The organism is Vibrio sp. 10N.261.51.C6 (genome assembly GCF_041471785.1).
Taxonomy (GTDB): Bacteria; Pseudomonadota; Gammaproteobacteria; order Enterobacterales; family Vibrionaceae; genus Vibrio; species Vibrio crassostreae_C.
This window is the reverse complement of the sequence record NZ_JBFRPB010000085.1, coordinates 1-19,118: the sequence shown is the minus strand read 5'-3', so window position 1 is coordinate 19,118 and position 19,118 is coordinate 1. Positions and strand designations below refer to the sequence as shown.

The following is a 19,118-nucleotide window of genomic DNA, read 5'->3' as shown; positions in this document are numbered from 1 at the left end:
CCATGCTCGGCGCACAACAACAAAGCCCCAGCAATGGCTGAGGCTTATTTGGTTTGGTAACGGTCGTCGTTACTTAACGCACATCACATTAAGCAATGAAGAACCTTTCAACTGGTTGACGTTACCGTTGGTAAACAGACCTTTCTTATCTGCGCCCCAATAAGGGAGATGCATTGGCCAGTTCTGTTTTTCCATAACCTTTGAGCTCAAGATGCTTTGCCATTGCTTCTCACTCATCAGCTTCATGTTGACCTGATTACACACCAATTCAGCGCTATCGTAATCTAGGCGGCTCCAAGGCTTACCTTGCTCCATGTAGAACTGTTGTTGATGATCTAGAAGGTAAGGAATAGCATATTGGCTACCCGCAATGTCTGCTTTCACGCGAATCTCGATCTCTAGATCATCGTCTGAGCTCACGTTGCCGCTTGGTAATGTCTGAATAGCAGCAGTACTCGTTACCGCCGCCGCTTGCTTAGCAGCCACAGGTTTCGGTGCAGGCTTAGATTCTACTTTTGCAGGAGCCTTAGGCTTAACCATTTTTGGCTCTGCTGGTTTTGCCACAATAGGCTGTGATGAGGTTTTCGACTTATCGACCATACGAATAAACGCTTCACCGTAACCAGGAACCTTACGCACCTGAGCTAAGTCTTTTCTCGCATCAGAGAAGGTAGAATAAGGTCCGATTAAGCAACGGTAGTCTCCGCCTTCCGGCTTCATCCAAACGTTGGTCGAGATCTTCTCATACAGAGGCTTTGCTCGGCTCAGTGACAAAGGCTTGTTCAGCAGGCCACATTGAACCCAAAACAGTTCGTTATCTGAATGACGTTTTGGTGCTTTACTGCCCCACACGCCCTTACCGATCGGACATGATTGCTCTAGCTGTGGTAATTGGTTGGTGCTTGCCTGAGTTGCATCACATAGAACCGACTCTGCATTCACTTGGCTCGATACCAAAAGAGATGCAGCGATAAGTCCCATACGATAATTTCTCGTCACAGCACGACATACAGCATTCATTGTCAATTTCATAACCACCACTTAAACCCTTGCGGGCTAATTATTACCGAATCTATGTCGATAAAACATGAATTCCATTTTAACTATTATTGACACTGTCAATAATACTAAGTTCCAGATCCATTAAGCAAAAAAAGAGCCGTAATTGCTTACGGCTCTTAATTTAGTGACTTTTTTTACTAAAAATCAAACCGGGCTATCACCCTTTATAAATTTTCGGGTTAAACACGTCACGTAACCAGTCGCCTAATAGGTTAATAACGAGAACCAATGTTACCAAAAGCACACCTGGGAATGCTGTGATCCACCATGCTCCTGAGAAAATGTAGTTAAAACCAGTACTGATCAGGGCACCGAGTGATGGTTGGTCTACCGGAAGACCTAAACCTAGGAAAGAAAGTGCCGCTTCTGACATGATGGCATTTGCCACCTGTACCGTAGAGATAACCAAAATCGGTGATAAACAGTTAGGCAGAATATGGCGGAACATGATGCGAGGCGCTCTAAAGCCCATCACACGTGCCGCTTCTACGTACTCTTTCTTCTTCTCTGCCAATACCGATGCACGAATCGTACGAGCATACTGCGGCCATTCAGCAATACCGATGATCACCACCAGCATAACAACCGCATATTGCGCGTAGAAGTCACTACCGAAACTCGCCTTAAAGATGGCCGAGACAATGATCGCAACCATCATGGTTGAGAACGAAAGCTGAACATCGGCAAAACGCATCAGGAAGCTATCAATACGACCACCGAAGTAACCTGCAGACAAGCCAATGATGATACCGAGAGTCAGCTGAAGACCTACCGCTAGGAAACCGATCGTCAATGACAGACGCGAGCCGTAAAGCATCGTAGATAAGATGTCACGACCCTGCTCATCAGTACCCAGTAGGAAGCGTTCTTCGCCGTCTTCCATCCAAGATGGTGGCAACTCAGAATCCATGATGTCGATAGACGTCACGTCATACGGGTCTGTTGGCGCTAGAATAGGTGCCGCTAATGCCATAACAAGGAAAGCTGCAAAGATAGCGAAGCTCACCATTGCCACTTTGTCACGTAAGAAGTAGTACAGAATGTCTGACTGCTTGAATCGCTCCCAACGAGATGGAGCTGTTGTTGTTTGTTCCATGATTATGCTCCTTTCCCTGTGATGTTCACTGTTGGGTTAATGATGCCGTAAAGCAGGTCAACAATGGTGTTAGTTACTACGAAGATCAGGCCAACGAAGATAACGTATGCGGTAATCAGTGGTGTATCCACTCGGTTAATCGCTTCAAGGAATAGGAAGCCGGTACCCGGCCACTGGAATACAGTTTCAGTAAGAATGGTGTAAGCCACCATAGTACCTATTTGAACACCGCCTACCGTTAGTACTGGCAGCATTGTGTTTTTCAAAGCGTGTTGGTAGTAAATCTTGTTCAGCGCTAGGCCTTTTGCTTTACCAAACTTGATATATTCAGAGCTAAGAACCTCTAGCATTTCAGAGCGTACTAGACGAATGAACAGAGGCAGCATGATAGATGCTAGAGCAATACTCGGCAGCACTAAGTGTGCAAGGCCATCTATCGTTAAGAAACCAGACTCCCAGCCAAACCAGTTTGCGGTCTCACCACGTCCAAACGACGGCAGCCAACCTAACTCAATAGAGAATACATACATCAACATGATTGCGGTTAAGAAAACAGGCACAGAAATGCCGATACTACTGCCCGCCATCACCAGTTTAGTGAAGAAGCTTTTTGGGTGTATTGCAGAATAAACGCCAAGTGGAATCGACAGACAAACAATGATCAGAGAAGCGCCGAACACAAGCTCAAGCGTTGCGACTAGTTTATCTAAGATTACGTCCACAGCTGGGCGTTTAAAGAAATATGAAGTACCAAGATCACCTTGTAGAGCTGCGCCCACAAAGCGAGTGTATTTTGTAATGAAGGGATCATTTAAGCCGAGTTCATCACGCAGCGCTTGACGCTCCGATTCTGAAACAGATTGACCGACTAACTCACGCAACGGGTCGCCCAGGTTATCCTGAATGGCAAACGCCACCAAACTGATCACAAACATCACTATCAGTGCCTGAAACAGGCGCTTGACCAGAAACGTAACCATTCCTTGCCCCTTATCTATCCATGACTATCTAGTCGAAATCCGCGACTAGATAACAAAATTCAGTCTTAAAAAAGGTATTTAGCCAGACTGAAGGAAGACCAAATACCGAAACTTAAATCTATATCTTAATAATTTGAGAGCCTGAAAAGCTTCAAGCTCTCGATTCTAGCAAGCTAGATTATTTTACAACTAGGTCGCCGAAGTAAGGCATAACCATTGGGTTTACTACGTCTGCTGCACCTACGTTAGACTTCGCGCCCCACGCTTCACTTTGCCAGTGTAGCGGTACGAATGCTGCGTCGTTGTAAAGTGTTGCTTCAACGCCTTTCAGCATTTCAGCACGCTTAACTGGGTCAGTTTCAGTGTTAGAAGCTTCTACGATCGCATCCATTTCTGGGTTTGAGTAGCCAGAACAGTTGTATTGACCACGGCCAGTCTCTTCGTTACGAGTCATAGTTAGGAACTCGTTGAAGTTAGCTGAATCTTCTGTATCTGAGTGCCAGCCGATCATCATCATGTCTGCTGAACATAGGTCAAACTCAGGCCAGTACTGTGCTTTAGGCATAGTTTTAAGATCAACTTTGATACCAATCTTAGACAGCATTGCCGCAGACGCTTGCGCTACTTTCGCATCGTTCACGTAACGGTTGTTTGGAGCCATCATAGTTAGCGTAAAGCCATCTTCGTAGCCCGCTTCTTTCATCAGCTCTTTCGCTTTTTTCAGATCGTAACGAGGAACTAGGTCTTCGTTGTGACCCGCGTAGCCTGTTGGGCTTTGCTGACCAGCTGCTGTTGCGAAGCCTTTCATGATCTTCTTAACGATACCTTCGTTGTTGATTGCGTGAACAATCGCCTGACGAACGCGAACATCTTTAAGTGCTTCGTTGCTGTTTTGGTTCATTTGGAACGTGATGATACGAGTACCAGGTAGCGTCACTAGATCGATGTTCTTAGCGTTTTTAACACGCTTGTGATCGTTTGGTGCTACTGGGTGAATCATATCAACGTCGCCAGAAAGAAGTGCTGCAACACGTGTCGCGTCTTCTTTGATTGGCACAAGTGTTAGCTTGTCTACGTTGCCTTCAGTTTCTGTGTCCCAGTAATCGTTGAAACGCTCGAACGTTACTTTAACGCCTTGCTCACGCTGCGTTACGATAAATGGACCAGTACCTGAAACGTTAGTCGAAGCAAACGAGTTACCGTGCTTAACTAGCTCAGACTTGTCTTTACCTTCCGCTGTTTGGCCAGAGTAGAACTTGCTGTCCATTGGGAAGATGTAAGTTGCTGTTTGTAGTACTAGTGGGTAAGCCGCTTTTGATACTAGCTCAACTGTGTAGTCATCCACTTTTACCATTTTTTCGTATGGCGTGAAGATAGACTTAAAGTCTGGAGAAGCTTGTAGACGTTCAAAAGTCCACACAACATCATCAGCAGTCAGTTCGTTACCAGAGTGGAATTTCACACCTTTACGTAGGTTGAAGCGGAAAGTCGTTTCATCAACACGCTCCCAGCTAGATGCTAGGCGGCCTTCAAAATCCATCTCTTGAGTGAAACGTACTAGAGGGTCAAACACCATGTGAGACATTTGCAGTGTGCCACCAGACAGCTGCTCGTGCGGGTCAAGTGATACTGGGTCAGCTGCGTAGCCAACGGTAATATCTGCTGCTGCTGCACTAAAGCTTAGGCCAGCTGCCATTAAAGCTACTGCTAATTTGCTTTTCATGGTTTTCATTGCATAACTCCTTCATGCGGGAATCCAGATCCCTAGTTGTTGTATTTGCGTCTGTTTATTGTTGTTAGCAAGCTAAACTCCAGCCTGCTGATTTTTATACCGCGGCTTGTGCCACTGCTTTTTCTTCTCTTAAGCCTGTAAATTCAGGCATTAAAGAAATCAGTTGTTTGCTGTATTCATGCTGAGGTGATTGGAACAGCTGCTCCGTTGGCGCAACCTCCAATAATGTCCCCATCTGCATCACACCAACACGGTCACACATTTGGCGAATAACCGGTAGATCGTGACTGATGAACAGCATGGTTAGGTTTAGCTCGTCTTGTAAGTCTTTTAGTAGGTTAAGAATCTGAGCCTGTACCGACACGTCCAGTGCCGATGTTGGTTCATCACAAATCAAAAGACGTGGGCGAGTCGCCAAAGCGCGAGCGATAGAAATACGCTGACGTTGACCACCTGAGAATTCGTGTGGGTACTTCACCCCAGCCATTTTGCCTAAACCCACGTGCTCTAGCAGGTCGTTCACGATCTGACGAGTTTCATTTTCGTTGCGAGTAAGCTTATGGAATCGGATAGGTTCAGCAATGATGTCGAATATCTTCATTCGAGGGTTCATTGATGTGTAAGGGTTTTGGAAAACCATCTGCATTTGACGACGCATAGGGCGACGTTCTTTTTCAGATTTCAGACCAGTAAGATCAACGCCTTCAAACGTTACCTTGCCTGAGTTTGGTGCGTACAAGCCAGCAATCACACGAGCAATCGTTGATTTACCTGAACCTGATTCACCTACTAAACCAAACGTCTCACCTTCATGCACTTCAAAGCTCACGTTGTTTGATGCTTGAACGTACTCACGACGGCTCTCAAAGAAAGAATCTTTGGTAGTAAAGCGTAAGTTTACGTTCTCAACGTTCAACAGAGGGCCAGTGTAATCACGGTGATCTTGGCTTTGACCTAACCAGTGGTTCTTCACATCCAATGGTTCCATCTCTTGTGCTTCTTCGATGTAGCTAACAAGAGGGAAACGATCGAGTTTGCGATCCGAACGAGGAACCGCAGAGATAAGACTGTGTGTATATGGGTGCTCAGGAGTACCCAGAACTTTCGCTGTTGGGCCAAACTCAACTAAGTCACCACGATACATAACGGCTACGCGGTCGGTAACGTTAGATACCACGCCCATGTCGTGCGTGACCAACATGCAACCTACGTTCTTCTTAATACATAGGTCGCGAATCAAACCCAAGATCTGGTCTTGGATAGAAACATCCAGTGCTGTTGTTGGTTCATCTGCGATGATTAGGTCAGGTTCACCTGCCAATGCGATCGCGATAACCACACGCTGACGCATACCGCCAGAGAATTGGTGAGGGTACTGCTTTAAACGGTTTTCTGGTTGTGGGATACCCACTTGGTTCATCAAGTCTAATGAGCGCTGGTAGGCTTCTTGATCCGAAACCTTCATGTTGGCATGAATCGTCTCTTTTAACTGCTGTTCTACTGTGAATAGAGGGTTAAGAGAAGTCATTGGGTCTTGGAAGATAAAACCAATCTTTGAGCCGCGAACAGAACGCATCTGTTCAGGAGATAAACCAGAGACTTTTTCGCCATCCAGAAATACCTCGCCGCTAGCAATGCGGCCAGGAGGGCTCAGCAAATCGATCACAGCATTACCTACTGTTGATTTACCTGCACCAGACTCGCCTACAACACCAACAATCTCACCACGTTCAATGTTGAACGAAAGTGATTTAACTGCGGCGTGAACTCCATGACGAGATGGGTATTCGATACGAAGATTTTTTACTTCTAAAAGTGACATTACCAGACCTCTACTGCTTTGGCAGCTTTCTGCCCTGTCTGCAAAATTGAATCCATTCTTACCAGAATATTGTTCTGATATTTTATACGGTTGACAATTTGGCAAATAATTCACAGAAAAGCAACAAAAATAGGATAAAAAGTCGACATTAAACGCTTAGCAAGCAAAAGTGCCACATAACTATTCACCAAAAGAGCATATAGTAAGAAAAATCAACATTATATTATCGGCAAGAAATACTCACAAACTCCTTACCACTACTTACTTGTAGAGTTAAAGCCGTGCTTCAAAGCAGATCTCACTACCAGCCACTAAAAACAAATAATTATTCCAAAAAACAATTAACACTATAGAAACAAACGCTAATTTTGTTAATTTGAACAAATAAAACAACCAGATAAACGTTAATTAGCCATACATTTAACCATCTGTATTATTTTGGTAAATACAAAACAGACAAACGAAAGGCCTAATAAATCAGAGGAGTTTTTGAACGACCAAATGCGTACAAAGCTGTCAAATTCAGGCCTTAGTGAGCAAATTTAGGGTCAGGTTTCACTTTTCATAAAAGTCTTTAGACCAAACCCATTAATATGTCGAATTATTGAGCACTCCATTTATATAAAATTAGATATAGAACTGTACATTTGATAAAGAAAGCAACTCTGTAGCAGCACCATTATCAAGCAGATCGTTAGGAATCTGTCTTATATAAGAAGGGGAGATAGATGTAAGAAGCCCCGTCATTTCTGACGCGGACGGCTAGTTGAGGCTTCTTAAGTGATCAGTGAAGAGACATTCTTTGAACATCAGGCGAACCCCACTCTGTTCAAGTTATCTAAGTTTCAGATGTAAAAAAGCCCTAGTCTTTCGACTAGGGCTTCTTAAGGTGGTCGGTGAAGAGGGATTCGAACCCCCGACCCTCTGGTCCCAAACCAGATGCGCTACCAAGCTGCGCTATTCACCGAGACGTTTCGTTTGATTTCTCAAACTGGGAACTTCAAAGAAGCTACCAAAATTAATGGGGTGGCTAACGAGATTCGAACTCGCGACCACCGGAATCACAATCCAGGGCTCTACCAACTGAGCTATAGCCACCACTAATTTTTTATATAACCGCTTAAAAGCGATTATTGAAATAGTGGTCGGTGAAGAGGGATTCGAACCCCCGACCCTCTGGTCCCAAACCAGATGCGCTACCAAGCTGCGCTATTCACCGACTAGTTTTGTATCGACTCTTGGGAATAATGAATCAACACTGGAAGCCGAAGCTACCGATATTTTGTAAAGAAAGAATGGGGTGGCTAACGAGATTCGAACTCGCGACCACCGGAATCACAATCCAGGGCTCTACCAACTGAGCTATAGCCACCATTATTTCTTTTTGCCAATTTCTCACTTACCGAAGTAAGAGACCGGATGGCGCGCCTGAAAGGATTCGAACCTTCGGCCTTTGGCTCCGGAGGCCAACGCTCTATCCAGCTGAGCTACAGGCGCATGCCCTGTCGGCGGAGTGGAATAATACGTATATCACCCAATGCCGTCTAGTACTTTTTTAACTTTTTTTTCTGTTTGGTCTCTTTTTCGACAGTTAATATGTGATAAACCCCTTATTTGAGTACTACAACCCGCCACAGCTTATAAGTTGTTGTTTATTGCAACAACTTATCGGGATATAATCACCCATTATTTACATTGGTTTAACAGTTGCTCTTTGCTGGTTAAAGCCAAAACACCCTTCCAACACTATAAATTGGTAAGCATGTACTTACCTTGGGAATGTAAAGTGAGTTTAATGGATATGTCTCGTCGAATTTTAAGCGTTGTCATCGCAGTTTTAACCTTTTCAACTGGCGCAATGGCTGCAGGCCTTAGCGAAGCGGAGCAAGATGCAATTGCTGAACGCATCAAACCAGTTGGCCAAGTTTACCTAGTCGGCAGCGAGCCAGTAGCCGCAGAACCAACAGGCCCTCGTGATGGCGCAGCAGTTTACGGTACCTTTTGTATCGCTTGTCACGCATCTGGCGTAAGTGGCGCACCTAAAACAGGTGATGCTGGTGACTGGGGTCCTCGCATTGCTCAAGGTCGCGACATTCTAGCTGACCACGCAATCAACGGCTTCAATGCGATGCCAGCGAAAGGTTCATGTATGGATTGTTCAGACGACGAAATCAAAGATGCTATCGAGCACATGATTGCCGGTCTGTAATTAAAAATGCCAGATTCAGAAAAGGTGACCTCATGGTCACCTTTTTTATTGGCTTCTATATAGTGCGATTAAAGTAGGGCATTACTTCTTGTTGAACATCGCTCGAATATTCGCAATGTGCGCCTGCCCTTTTTCCATTCTTTCTTCAGCGGATTGAGGCTTCTTAACGCTTTCCCACTCCACATCATCGTGCGGCAGCTCATCGAGGAAGCGGCTTTGTGTTGGCTTTATTAATTCACCATATTGACGACGTTCACGACACTTAGTAAAAGTCAGCTCTTTCTGCGCTCGAGTAATCCCCACATACATAAGACGACGTTCTTCTTCTACGTTGCCTTCATCGACACTGGTTTGGTGCGGCAAGATGCCCTCTTCTGCACCCATCAGGAATACATATGGGAACTCTAGACCTTTCGATGCATGCAATGTCATTAATTGGACTTGATCTGCATCGTCATCATCCTCACCACGCTCCATCATATCGCGCAGCGTTAAACGTTGAACCACCTCGCGCAGGGTTTTCTCTTCTTTATCGTAGTTGTCACCCTCAAGATCGGCCACAATCCAGCTATACAGATCAGAGACGTTCTTCATTCGCATTTCAGCGGCTTTCGGGCTCGCTGAGGTTTCGTACAACCAATCTTCGTAGTTGATGTCACGAACCAAAGAACGAACGGCTTCAACCGTATTACCACGCTCGGCATTGTCTGAGATACGAACAATCCAGTCACCGAAGCGGCGCAAATTTTCTAAACCACGCCCCGTCAGTGTCTGCTCTAAGCCCATCTCAAAGCTGGCTTCAAACAAGCTCTTGCCACGCATATTGGCATAGCTACCTAGCTTTTCTAGCGTAACCGGGCCTATCTCACGGCGCGGTGTGTTTACAATACGTAGGAAGGCGTTGTCATCATCAGGGTTCACCAACACACGCAGGTAAGCCATGATGTCTTTAATCTCGGCTCTCGCGAAGAAAGAGGTACCGCCAGAGATCTTGTAAGGCACACGGTTCTGCATCAGCGCTTTTTCAATCAAGCGTGATTGGTGGTTACCACGGTAAAGCACTGCGTAATCTTTGTATTCAGTACGGTTCAAAAACTTGTGGGCGATGATCTCGCCGGTAATACGCTCTGCTTCATGCTCTTCATTCTTAGCATTCAGTACCTTGAGCTTTTCACCGTCTGGGATCTCTGAGAATAGTGACTTTTCATAAACGTGTGGGTTGTTGGCGATCAAGATGTTCGCCGCACGTAATATTCGGCTGGTTGAGCGATAGTTTTGCTCGAGTTTGATCAAGCGAAGATTTGGATAGTCCTCACCCAGCAACACCAAGTTTTGCGGTTTTGCACCACGCCATGAATAGATAGATTGGTCATCGTCACCTACTACCGTCAAGCGACCACGCTCTCCCACCAGTAAACGAACCAACTCATATTGGCTGGTGTTGGTATCTTGGTATTCATCGACCAGTAAATAGCGGATACGCGACTGCCAACGCTCACGCACCTCTTGATTGGTTTTCAGTAGTAATACAGGCATCGCGATCAGATCATCAAAATCGAGTGCGTTGTATGCCTTCATCTGTTTCTGGTACATCTCAAAACAGAATGCAAACAACTGCTCTTGTTCGCCTTGAGCACGTGCTTTCGCCTGATCTGGCGTCAGCATGTCATTTTTCCAATTCGAAATGGTGCTCATTAAAGCGCGTAGCAAATCCTTATCACCATCGATCTGTCTCTCTGTTAACTCTTTTAACAAAGCTAACTGGTCTTGGTCATCAAACAGAGAGAAACCCGCTTTCAAACCCAGCGCTTTGTATTCACGGCGAATGATGGTTAAGCCCATGGTATGAAAAGTCGAAACAATCAGCCCTTTCGATTCGCCCTTACCTAGAGTTTGCCCAACACGCTCTTTCATCTCGCGTGCCGCTTTATTAGTAAAGGTCACCGCCGCAATATTACGCGCCTTATAGCCACATTCCTGAACCAGATAAGCAATTTTATTGGTGATAACACGTGTTTTACCGGATCCAGCGCCCGCTAATACTAAGCAGGGGCCCGAAACATATTTCACGGCTTCATCTTGTCTTGGGTTCAGTTTCATTTGATTCTCAGTTTGGTCTAGAGGGGCGAATTCAATTGCGCGCCTATAATAATGCTGCAACAGCACGAATGCTACGTTCTCTTATACAAGATTTTTACGCTGATTATGTAAAACTTTGTTGCACATGTGTGTGGTTATTAGGCTATAATGAATGAACGTTCATTCATTGGTGGTTGAAATATGACAACTCATGCACCTCGGGATAAACGCCAGCAAATACTTTCTGCAGCTGAAAAGCTAATTGCAGAGGTCGGTTTCCAAGGCCTTTCAATGCAAAAATTAGCCAAAGAAGCGGGAGTGGCTGCAGGCACTATCTATCGCTACTTCGATGATAAAGAGCATTTGATAGAAGATGTTCGAATGCTCGTGACTCAAAGAGTAGCTGATGCTGTTCAACAAGGGGTTAATGATTCGGATCCAATTAAACAACGCTACCGTACTATGTGGTTGAACATATGGAACTTAGCAGGAACGAATTTAGCCGCAATAAAAAATCGGGTTCAGTATGACTCTCTACCCATCACAAATAGCCTAAACTTCAGGGAACTAGAACGTAAAATGTTTGCCCAAGTTGAGCTGCTATTTAATGAGGGGAAAGAACAAGGATTGTTTAAACCACTTAACAATGAAGTATTAGGTGGATTGAGCTTGGCGGCTAGTGTTTCTCTAGCACGCAAGCATTCTTTAGGATTTTACCAACTTGATGAGGCAGAACTAGAATCTGCAATCGAAGCCAGTTGGGACGCAATAATTAAACACTAGATCGGAGTTTTGACCATAATGAAAAAGTGGACTTTCTTCATGTTACTCATCGCTGTACTACTTTTCGGCAGCGTTATTGGGTTTAACATGTTCAAACAACAAAAAATTGCTGAGTATATGGCCAACCGCCCTGAACCAGAGTTTCCAGTAACGGTAACTGAAGTTCAGCCGATCGACTGGGTGCCAGTGATTGAAGCTATCGGCTTCATCGAACCTAACCAAGGTGTGACACTAGCGAACGAAACCAGCGGTGTTATCGATCAAATTTCTTTCGAATCAGGTACTGAGGTTAAAAATGACCAACAACTGATCCGCCTTGATTCTGATGTAGAGAAAGCCAATCTAAAAAGCTCTGAGGCACGCTTACCGGCTGCTGAAGCTAAATACAAGCGCTACCAAGGGCTATTCAAGAAAGGCTCTATCTCTAAGGAAGCCTTCGATGAAGCAGAAGCTAATTTCTTATCGTTAGCGGCTGATATTGAAAGCCTTAAAGCATCGATTGCCCGTCGCGAGATCCGCGCTCCGTTTGACGGCACTGTCGGTATTCGTAATGTGTATCTAGGCCAATACCTACAATCTGGCACTGACATCGTTCGCCTAGAAGACACCAGTGTTATGCGCCTACGCTTCACTATTTCTCAAAATGACATCTCTCGTATTGAGGTTGGTCAGGCGATCGACATCTTCGTTGATGCATACCCAGAAAAACCGTTTAAAGGTTCTATTAGTGCCATTGAGCCTGCGGTTAGCATCCAAAGTGGTCTTATCCAAGTACAAGCCGATATCCCAAACAACGATGGTAAGTTACGTAGCGGTATGTTTGCGCGCGCTAACATCATTCTACCTAAACTAGCAAACCAAGTGACACTGCCTCAGACGGCCATCACTTTCACACTTTACGGTGACAATGTTTATATTTTACGTGAAGAAGATGGTGTGCAGCGTGTGAAACAACAAGTGGTGAAAGTAGGTGAACGTACAGAAAGTATTGCTCACATACTGGAAGGCGTAGAGCCTGGCGATGTTGTCGTGACAACGGGTCAAGTTCGTTTAAGTAACAATGCTAAAGTTCGAGTTGTAGAAAGTGATGCAACGACGCCGCCAGCTGAAACACCAATGCTGTAATTGGAGGAATCATGCGCTTTACTGATGTTTTTATTAAACGTCCAGTTCTGGCTATTTCAATCAGCTTTTTGATCGCATTGCTTGGCTTCCAAGCAATCTTCAAAATGCAGGTTCGTGAATACCCAGACATGACAAATACGATCGTGACGGTCACGACGAGCTATTACGGTGCCAGTGCCGATCTGATCCAAGGCTTTATAACTCAGCCATTAGAACAAGCGATCGCTCAAGCCGATAATATTGATTATATGACGTCGCAGTCCGTACTCGGTAGCTCGACTATTACGGTCAATATGAAGCTCAATACCGACCCGAATGCCGCGCTGTCTGACATACTGGCTAAGACTAACTCGGTACGTTCTCAGCTTCCTAAAGAAGCCGAAGATCCAACCGTAACTATGTCTACCGGTTCAACAACGGCGGTACTCTACATTGGTTTTACGAGTGATGAACTCTCTGCAAGCCAAATTACCGACTACCTTGAGCGAGTGGTTAACCCACAACTGTTTACCGTTAATGGCGTATCAAAGGTCGACTTGTACGGCGGGATCAAATACGCATTACGTGTATGGCTTGATCCTTCCAAAATGGCAGCATTAAACCTGACAGCCACTGACGTGATGACGGTGCTTAATGCAAACAACTACCAATCAGCAACTGGCCAAGCAATTGGTGAGTTTATGCTGTACAACGGCAGTGCCAATACCCAAGTAACCAATACCGATGAATTAGAAAGGTTGGTGGTCAAAACCAGTCAAAATGGCGGTTCTATTGTTCGCTTAGGTGATATTGCTAAGGTTTCACTAGAAAAAAGCCACGATGTGGTTCGCGCAAGTGCTAATGGCAAACAAACGGTTGTAACCGCCATCAATGCAGCGCCAAGTGCTAACCCGATCAACATTGCTGCTGATGTTATGCAGCTGTATCCTGAGTTGGAGCGAAACCTACCAAGCAATATCAGCATGAATATCATGTATGACTCAACCATTGCGATTAATGAATCCATTCAAGAGGTTATACACACGATTGTTGAAGCCGCGCTGATTGTATTAGTGGTTATCACGCTATTCTTAGGCTCATTGCGTGCGGTTATCATTCCTATCGTAACCATCCCTTTATCGCTGGTTGGTGTTGCGATGGTGATGCAAGTCATGGGTTTCTCATGGAACTTAATGACGCTACTGGCGATGGTATTAGCAATCGGTCTAGTGGTTGATGATGCAATCGTAGTACTGGAAAACGTCGATCGACACGTCAAATTGGGGGAATCTCCTTTCAGGGCTGCCATCATTGGTACCCGTGAAATTGCAGTACCGGTTATTGCAATGACACTGACATTGGGCGCGGTTTATGCCCCTATCGCAATGATGGGTGGTATCACAGGCTCGCTGTTTAAAGAGTTCGCATTAACCCTCGCTGGCGCGGTATTTGTTTCTGGAATCATCGCTTTAACACTGTCTCCAATGATGTGTTCAAAGCTGCTAAAAGAAAATGCACAGCCGAGTAAGTTTGAACTGAAGGTACACAGCGTACTTGATCGTATGACAGGCCGTTACTCTAAGATGCTGAATGCGATCATGGATCATCGTCCGGTTATCATTGGCTTTGCGGTCATTGTATTTTTAAGCTTGCCGATGCTGTTTAAATTCATCCCTAGTGAACTTGCCCCTGCAGAAGATAAAGGGGTGGTGATGATGATTGGTACTGGTCAATCAACGGCTAACCTAGACTATCTAAGTAACACGATGGATGACGTGAGCGGTATCTTGGTGACCCAGCCTGAAATCCAATACGCTCAATCCTTCACTGGTGTACCAAACTCAAACCAAGCATTTGGTATTGCCTCAATGGTGCCATGGAGTGAGCGCACGGCTAGCCAATCTGAGGTAACGAACCGTATCAGTGGATTGCTACAAGATATCCCAGGCATGGCAGTAACCGCGTTCCAAATGCCAGAGTTGCCGGGTGCCGGTTCTGGTCTACCACTCCAGTTTGTGATTACCACACCAAGCAGCTTTGAGAGCTTATTCGCTATCGCAACCGATATTTTAACGGATGTGAAAGATAGCCCTCTCTTTGTCTACTCTGACCTTGATTTGAACTACGATTCAGCAACGATGAAGATTCAAATTGATAAAGATATGGCGGGCGCTTATGGGGTAACGATGCAAGATATCGGTGTCACCCTAAGCACCATGATGTCGGATGGTTACGTTAACCGTATTGACCTCAACGGTCGTTCTTATGAAGTGATCCCTCAGGTTGAGCGTAAGTTCCGCTTAAACCCAGAGTCAATGAATCATTACTACGTTCGAGCCAGCAATGGTGATGCTGTTCCTCTCGGTAGCTTGGTAACAATTGATGTGGTGGCAGAGCCTCGCTCTCTTCCTCACTTCAACCAGTTGAACTCAGCGACGGTCGGAGCGGTTCCTATGCCGGGCGCGGCGATGGGTGATGCGGTAAACTGGTTTGAAAACATTGCCCAAACCAAATTACCTGCAGGCTATAACCATGACTACATGGGTGAGTCGCGTCAGTTTGTAACAGAAGGCAGCGCACTGTATGTGACGTTCGGTTTAGCACTGGCGATCATCTTCTTGGTTCTGGCGATTCAATTTGAGTCGTTAAAAGATCCATTGGTTATCATGGTGTCGGTGCCACTCGCAATATGTGGTGCATTGATTGCGCTCGCTTGGGGCGCAGCGACGATGAACATCTACTCGCAAGTGGGGCTGATTACCTTGGTTGGTCTGATTACCAAGCACGGTATCTTGATCTGTGAGGTAGCAAAAGAAGAGCAGCTGCATAATAAATTATCACGCAAAGAGGCGGTTATGGAGGCGGCAAGGGTACGTCTACGTCCAATCCTAATGACAACAGCGGCGATGATTGCAGGCCTGATCCCACTGATGTACGCCACGGGTGCAGGTGCAGCTCAGCGCTTTAGTATCGGTATTGTTATCGTTGCTGGTCTGGCGATTGGTACGCTGTTTACGCTGTTTGTTCTGCCGGTTATTTATAGCTACTTAGCCGAAAAACATAAACCAATTCCAGTTTTCCTCGAAGATAAAGATCTCGAGAAGCTGGCCCGTGTTGATGAAGCAAAAGCGGCGCACAGAGAATTAGCTAACAATAAGTAATTTCCCTGTCGTATTAACAATAAAAAGGCTACTTCGGTGGCCTTTTTTTGTACGCCATAGGCGACATCTTTGATGTGATTAAATAGAATAGTGATAAATATTCAGGAGTTTTAATTGATATGTTTGATCCAAAAAAACTAGAGCAAATTGCTAAGCAGATCCACGATTCTATGCCTCAACCAGTAAAAGAGCTTGGTTCAGACGTAGACCAAAAAGTTCGCCAAGTTATCCAAGGCCAACTCAACAAGCTAGACGTTGTGAGCCGTGAAGAGTTTGATGTTCAAACACAAGTACTGCTTCGCACTCGCCAGAAGCTCACTGAAATGGAACAAAAACTGGCTGAACTAGAAACAAAGCTTTCAGACAAATAGTCATTTTTTTCAATCAGTTCAAGTTCGAATAAAGGCTTACCTTCGGGTAAGCCTTTATTTTTTCCTCAATCTATCAAGCCTTCACCGGTAAAATAGTTGCAAGCATAAAAAAGCCCCGAACAAATGTTCAGGGCTATTTTTATTCAGTGATGAACTGGAAGATTAACCGCCAACAGCGATACGCTTCATGTCGCTCATGTAGCTACGTAGCTCTTCACCAATGTATTCTACAGGGTGGTTACGGATAGCTTCGTTTACTTCAATTAGCTTAGCGTTATCAACTTGGTTAGATGTCTCACCTAGACCACGGCCGATGACGTCCGTTGCTACTGAAGGCATGAACTTCTCACGTAGTAGCGGTGTTGCTACGTTAGCGAATAGGTAGTTACCGTACTCAGCAGTATCAGAGATTACAACGTTCATTTCGTAAAGACGCTTACGAGCAACTGTGTTTGCGATTAGTGGAAGCTCATGTAGAGATTCGTAGTAAGCAGACTCATCAATGATGCCTGATGCCGTCATAGCTTCGAATGCTAGCTCAACACCGGCACGAACCATAGCAACCATTAGGATACCGTTGTCGAAGTACTCTTGCTCTGAGATTTCTACGTCAGAAGCTGGGTAGTTTTCGAATGCAGTTTCGCCTGTCTCTTCACGCCAGCCTAGTAGGTTCACGTCATCGTTCGCCCAGTCAGCCATCATTGTGCTAGAGAAGTGACCAGAGATGATGTCATCCATGTGCTTATTGTAAAGCGGACGCATTAGGTCTTTAAGCTCTTCAGAAAGCTCAAACGCTTTAACTTTAGCCGGGTTAGATAGGCGATCCATCATGTGAGTTACGCCACCAAACTTAAGTGCTTCAGTAATCGTTTCCCAACCGTATTGTAGAAGCTTGCCTGCGTAGCCAGGTTCGATGCCATCAGCAATCATCTTCTCGTAAGATACGATAGAACCCGCTTGTAGCATGCCACAAAGGATAGTTTGCTCGCCCATAAGGTCAGATTTAACTTCCGCTACGAAAGAAGACTCTAGGCAACCAGCACGGTGACCACCAGTACCTGCAGCCCAAGCTTTAGCGATATCCCAACCTTCGCCTTTAGGGTCGTTTTCTGGGTGAACAGCGATAAGTGTTGGTACACCGAAGCCACGTTTGTACTCTTCGCGAACTTCAGAGCCTGGACACTTAGGTGCAACCATTACTACAGTAAGGTCAGCACGTAATTGCATGCCTTCTTCCACAACGTTGAAGCCGTGAGAGTAACCAAGAGCAGCGCCTTGCTTCATTAGAGGCATTACTGTTTCAACAACGTTTGTGTGTTGCTTATCAGGAGTAAGGTTGATTACTAGGTCTGCTTGAGGGATTAGCGTTTCGTAGCTACCCACAACAAAGCCGTTTTCATCAGCATTTTTGAATGATTGACGCTTTTCATCTATTGCTGCTTGGCGTAGAGCGTAAGATACGTCTAGACCAGAATCACGCATGTTTAGACCTTGGTTTAGGCCTTGAGCACCACAACCAACAATTACGATTTTCTTACCTTCAAGGTATTCAGCTTCTGTCGCGAATTCTTCACGATCCATAAAGCGGCAACGACCCAATTGGTCAAGTTGTTCACGAAGGTTTAATGTATTGAAATAGTTAGCCATTCTAGGGCACTCCTTTAAAAATAAGTCCGTAAGGTCGATATCTCTCTATCGAATGACTTCATACTAAAACAGACACTCCGTTGCTGAAAGTGATATATTCACAATTAGTTATTGCAATAAATGCAACATGGAAACGATCGCAGAACATGAACATAAAATCTCTACAATTATTTATACATTTATGTGATAGCAAGAGTTTCAGCAAAACCGCTGCTGCTATGCACGTCAGTCCTTCAGCGCTGAGTCGTCAGGTACAAAAACTAGAAGAGGAGACGGGGCAAGAATTGCTTATCAGAGACAACCGCAGCGTTGATCTCACCCCAGCAGGCAAACACCTATTACCTGTTGCATTGAGCATTGTTGGAGAGTGGCAGCAATATAACCTTCACCTGAAGGGCGGAGAGCAAGAACTTAAAGGTGAGATCCGTATATTTTGTTCAGTAACGGCTAGCTACAGTCACCTACCTGAACTCATAACCGAATTTAGGGCTATTCATCCGTATATTGAATTTAAGCTCTCTACTGGTGATCCAGCTCAATCCATCGACAAGATCTTAAACGATGAAGCGGATATCGCGATTTCAGCAAAGCCAGACATCCTTCCTTCAAGGTTAGAATTCGAAACCATCAGCGATATTCCACTGTCAGTCATCATTCCATCTGGTGTGAGTAGCTTTAGCCAACAACTGCAATCCGATAAGCCAAACTGGAATGAAGTGCCCTTTATCATCCCAGAAGCAGGAACAGCGCGTGAACGAGCCAATGCATGGTTTAAAAAGATGAAGATAAAACCCAACATATACGCGCAAGTTTCTGGCCATGAGGCGATTGTAAGTATGGTGGCACTAGGATGTGGAGTTGGCATCGCACCTGATGTGGTCATAAACAACAGTCCAGTAAGAGATAAAGTTAGCCGCTTAAAGATAGAACCTATCAAGCCATTTGAGTTAGGCGTATGTTGTAAGCGAGCACAGCTAGATAACCCTCTAATTCGAGCGTTCTGGCAAGTTGCAGAAGGGAAATATTTAGCGGACTAGTCGTCATTGTTTTAAATAATCGAGTAGGAGGAGGC

At 45.1% G+C, this 19,118-nt stretch carries 13 protein-coding genes and 5 tRNA genes; 6 read left to right on the top strand and 12 right to left on the bottom strand.

What is annotated here, in order from left to right:
* Positions 1-69: 69 nt before the first annotated feature.
* The 10 genes from AB4375_RS19975 to AB4375_RS19930 all read right to left on the bottom strand — a co-directional run bounded on the left by AB4375_RS19975 (position 70) and on the right by AB4375_RS19930 (position 8,189).
* Entirely contained in the window at positions 70-1,032 is a 963-nt protein-coding gene (locus AB4375_RS19975; protein WP_372052389.1) for an SPOR domain-containing protein, read from the bottom strand.
* 187 nt (positions 1,033-1,219) lie between these two features.
* A complete protein-coding gene (locus tag AB4375_RS19970) occupies positions 1,220-2,158 on the bottom strand; it encodes an ABC transporter permease (RefSeq protein ID WP_017060135.1) in 939 nt (312 codons plus the stop codon).
* Positions 2,159-2,160: 2 nt separating this feature from the next.
* The gene (locus AB4375_RS19965) at positions 2,161-3,138 is read right to left on the bottom strand and encodes an ABC transporter permease (protein WP_008218600.1); all 978 of its coding nucleotides are present in this window, start codon (positions 3,136-3,138) and stop codon (positions 2,161-2,163) included.
* A gap of 178 nt (positions 3,139-3,316) precedes the next feature.
* Positions 3,317-4,870 (bottom strand): ABC transporter substrate-binding protein, encoded by a 1,554-nt coding sequence (locus AB4375_RS19960; protein ID WP_017060133.1) that lies wholly within the window; start codon positions 4,868-4,870, stop codon positions 3,317-3,319.
* Positions 4,871-4,964: 94 nt separating this feature from the next.
* On the bottom strand, positions 4,965-6,692 hold the full coding sequence (locus tag AB4375_RS19955) for an ABC transporter ATP-binding protein (RefSeq protein WP_017060132.1): 1,728 nt from the start codon (positions 6,690-6,692) through the stop codon (positions 4,965-4,967).
* A gap of 890 nt (positions 6,693-7,582) precedes the next feature.
* A tRNA-Pro gene (locus AB4375_RS19950) sits at positions 7,583-7,659 on the bottom strand.
* A 55-nt stretch (positions 7,660-7,714) separates the two neighbouring features.
* Positions 7,715-7,790 (bottom strand) — tRNA-His (locus AB4375_RS19945).
* A 44-nt stretch (positions 7,791-7,834) separates the two neighbouring features.
* Positions 7,835-7,911, bottom strand: a tRNA-Pro gene (locus AB4375_RS19940).
* 77 nt (positions 7,912-7,988) lie between these two features.
* A tRNA-His gene (locus AB4375_RS19935) sits at positions 7,989-8,064 on the bottom strand.
* Positions 8,065-8,112: 48 nt separating this feature from the next.
* Positions 8,113-8,189, bottom strand: a tRNA-Arg gene (locus AB4375_RS19930).
* 298 nt (positions 8,190-8,487) lie between these two features.
* On the opposite strand from AB4375_RS19930, the gene AB4375_RS19925 reads away from it, so the two are divergent.
* Positions 8,488-8,901, top strand: a complete 414-nt coding sequence (locus AB4375_RS19925; protein WP_017069626.1) for a cytochrome c5 family protein — start codon at positions 8,488-8,490, stop codon at positions 8,899-8,901.
* An 81-nt stretch (positions 8,902-8,982) separates the two neighbouring features.
* On the opposite strand, the gene rep is transcribed toward AB4375_RS19925, so the two are convergent.
* Positions 8,983-11,001, bottom strand: a complete 2,019-nt coding sequence (gene rep, locus AB4375_RS19920) for a DNA helicase Rep (protein ID WP_017061960.1) — start codon at positions 10,999-11,001, stop codon at positions 8,983-8,985.
* A gap of 180 nt (positions 11,002-11,181) precedes the next feature.
* Here rep and AB4375_RS19915 point away from each other — a divergent pair, with 180 nt between their 5' ends.
* The 4 genes from AB4375_RS19915 (at position 11,182) to ubiK (ending at position 16,399) form a co-directional block, all read left to right on the top strand.
* The gene (locus tag AB4375_RS19915) at positions 11,182-11,763 is read left to right on the top strand and encodes a TetR/AcrR family transcriptional regulator (protein WP_017061961.1); all 582 of its coding nucleotides are present in this window, start codon (positions 11,182-11,184) and stop codon (positions 11,761-11,763) included.
* Between the two features lie 18 nt (positions 11,764-11,781).
* Positions 11,782-12,888 carry an efflux RND transporter periplasmic adaptor subunit gene (locus AB4375_RS19910; RefSeq protein ID WP_017069625.1) on the top strand — a complete coding sequence of 369 codons (1,107 nt, stop codon included), beginning with the start codon at positions 11,782-11,784 and terminating at the stop codon, positions 12,886-12,888.
* Positions 12,889-12,899: 11 nt separating this feature from the next.
* Positions 12,900-16,028: a multidrug efflux RND transporter permease subunit gene (locus tag AB4375_RS19905; protein WP_372052387.1), complete on the top strand. Its 3,129-nt coding sequence runs from the start codon at positions 12,900-12,902 to the stop codon at positions 16,026-16,028.
* Positions 16,029-16,147: 119 nt separating this feature from the next.
* Entirely contained in the window at positions 16,148-16,399 is a 252-nt protein-coding gene (gene ubiK, locus AB4375_RS19900) for a ubiquinone biosynthesis accessory factor UbiK (protein ID WP_372052386.1), read from the top strand.
* Positions 16,400-16,561: 162 nt separating this feature from the next.
* Here ubiK and ilvC read toward each other — a convergent pair whose 3' ends face one another.
* Positions 16,562-18,046, bottom strand: a complete 1,485-nt coding sequence (ilvC, locus tag AB4375_RS19895; protein ID WP_017061965.1) for a ketol-acid reductoisomerase — start codon at positions 18,044-18,046, stop codon at positions 16,562-16,564.
* 146 nt (positions 18,047-18,192) lie between these two features.
* Here ilvC and ilvY point away from each other — a divergent pair, with 146 nt between their 5' ends.
* Positions 18,193-19,083: an HTH-type transcriptional activator IlvY gene (gene ilvY, locus AB4375_RS19890; RefSeq protein WP_268663829.1), complete on the top strand. Its 891-nt coding sequence runs from the start codon at positions 18,193-18,195 to the stop codon at positions 19,081-19,083.
* Positions 19,084-19,118 lie beyond the last annotated feature (35 nt).

Excerpts from the sequence above, each read along its gene's own strand:
- AB4375_RS19975 (WP_372052389.1), bottom strand. The coding sequence starts at position 1,032 with ATGAAATTGACAATGAATGCTGTATGTCGTGCTGTGACGAGAAATTAT.
- AB4375_RS19970 (WP_017060135.1), bottom strand. The coding sequence starts at position 2,158 with ATGGAACAAACAACAACAGCTCCATCTCGTTGGGAGCGATTCAAGCAG.
- AB4375_RS19965 (WP_008218600.1), bottom strand. The coding sequence starts at position 3,138 with ATGGTTACGTTTCTGGTCAAGCGCCTGTTTCAGGCACTGATAGTGATG.
- AB4375_RS19960 (WP_017060133.1), bottom strand. The coding sequence starts at position 4,870 with ATGAAAACCATGAAAAGCAAATTAGCAGTAGCTTTAATGGCAGCTGGC.
- AB4375_RS19955 (WP_017060132.1), bottom strand. The coding sequence starts at position 6,692 with ATGTCACTTTTAGAAGTAAAAAATCTTCGTATCGAATACCCATCTCGT.
- AB4375_RS19925 (WP_017069626.1), top strand. The coding sequence starts at position 8,488 with ATGGATATGTCTCGTCGAATTTTAAGCGTTGTCATCGCAGTTTTAACC.
- rep (WP_017061960.1), bottom strand. The coding sequence starts at position 11,001 with ATGAAACTGAACCCAAGACAAGATGAAGCCGTGAAATATGTTTCGGGC.
- AB4375_RS19915 (WP_017061961.1), top strand. The coding sequence starts at position 11,182 with ATGACAACTCATGCACCTCGGGATAAACGCCAGCAAATACTTTCTGCA.
- AB4375_RS19910 (WP_017069625.1), top strand. The coding sequence starts at position 11,782 with ATGAAAAAGTGGACTTTCTTCATGTTACTCATCGCTGTACTACTTTTC.
- AB4375_RS19905 (WP_372052387.1), top strand. The coding sequence starts at position 12,900 with ATGCGCTTTACTGATGTTTTTATTAAACGTCCAGTTCTGGCTATTTCA.
- ubiK (WP_372052386.1), top strand. The coding sequence starts at position 16,148 with ATGTTTGATCCAAAAAAACTAGAGCAAATTGCTAAGCAGATCCACGAT.
- ilvC (WP_017061965.1), bottom strand. The coding sequence starts at position 18,046 with ATGGCTAACTATTTCAATACATTAAACCTTCGTGAACAACTTGACCAA.
- ilvY (WP_268663829.1), top strand. The coding sequence starts at position 18,193 with ATGAACATAAAATCTCTACAATTATTTATACATTTATGTGATAGCAAG.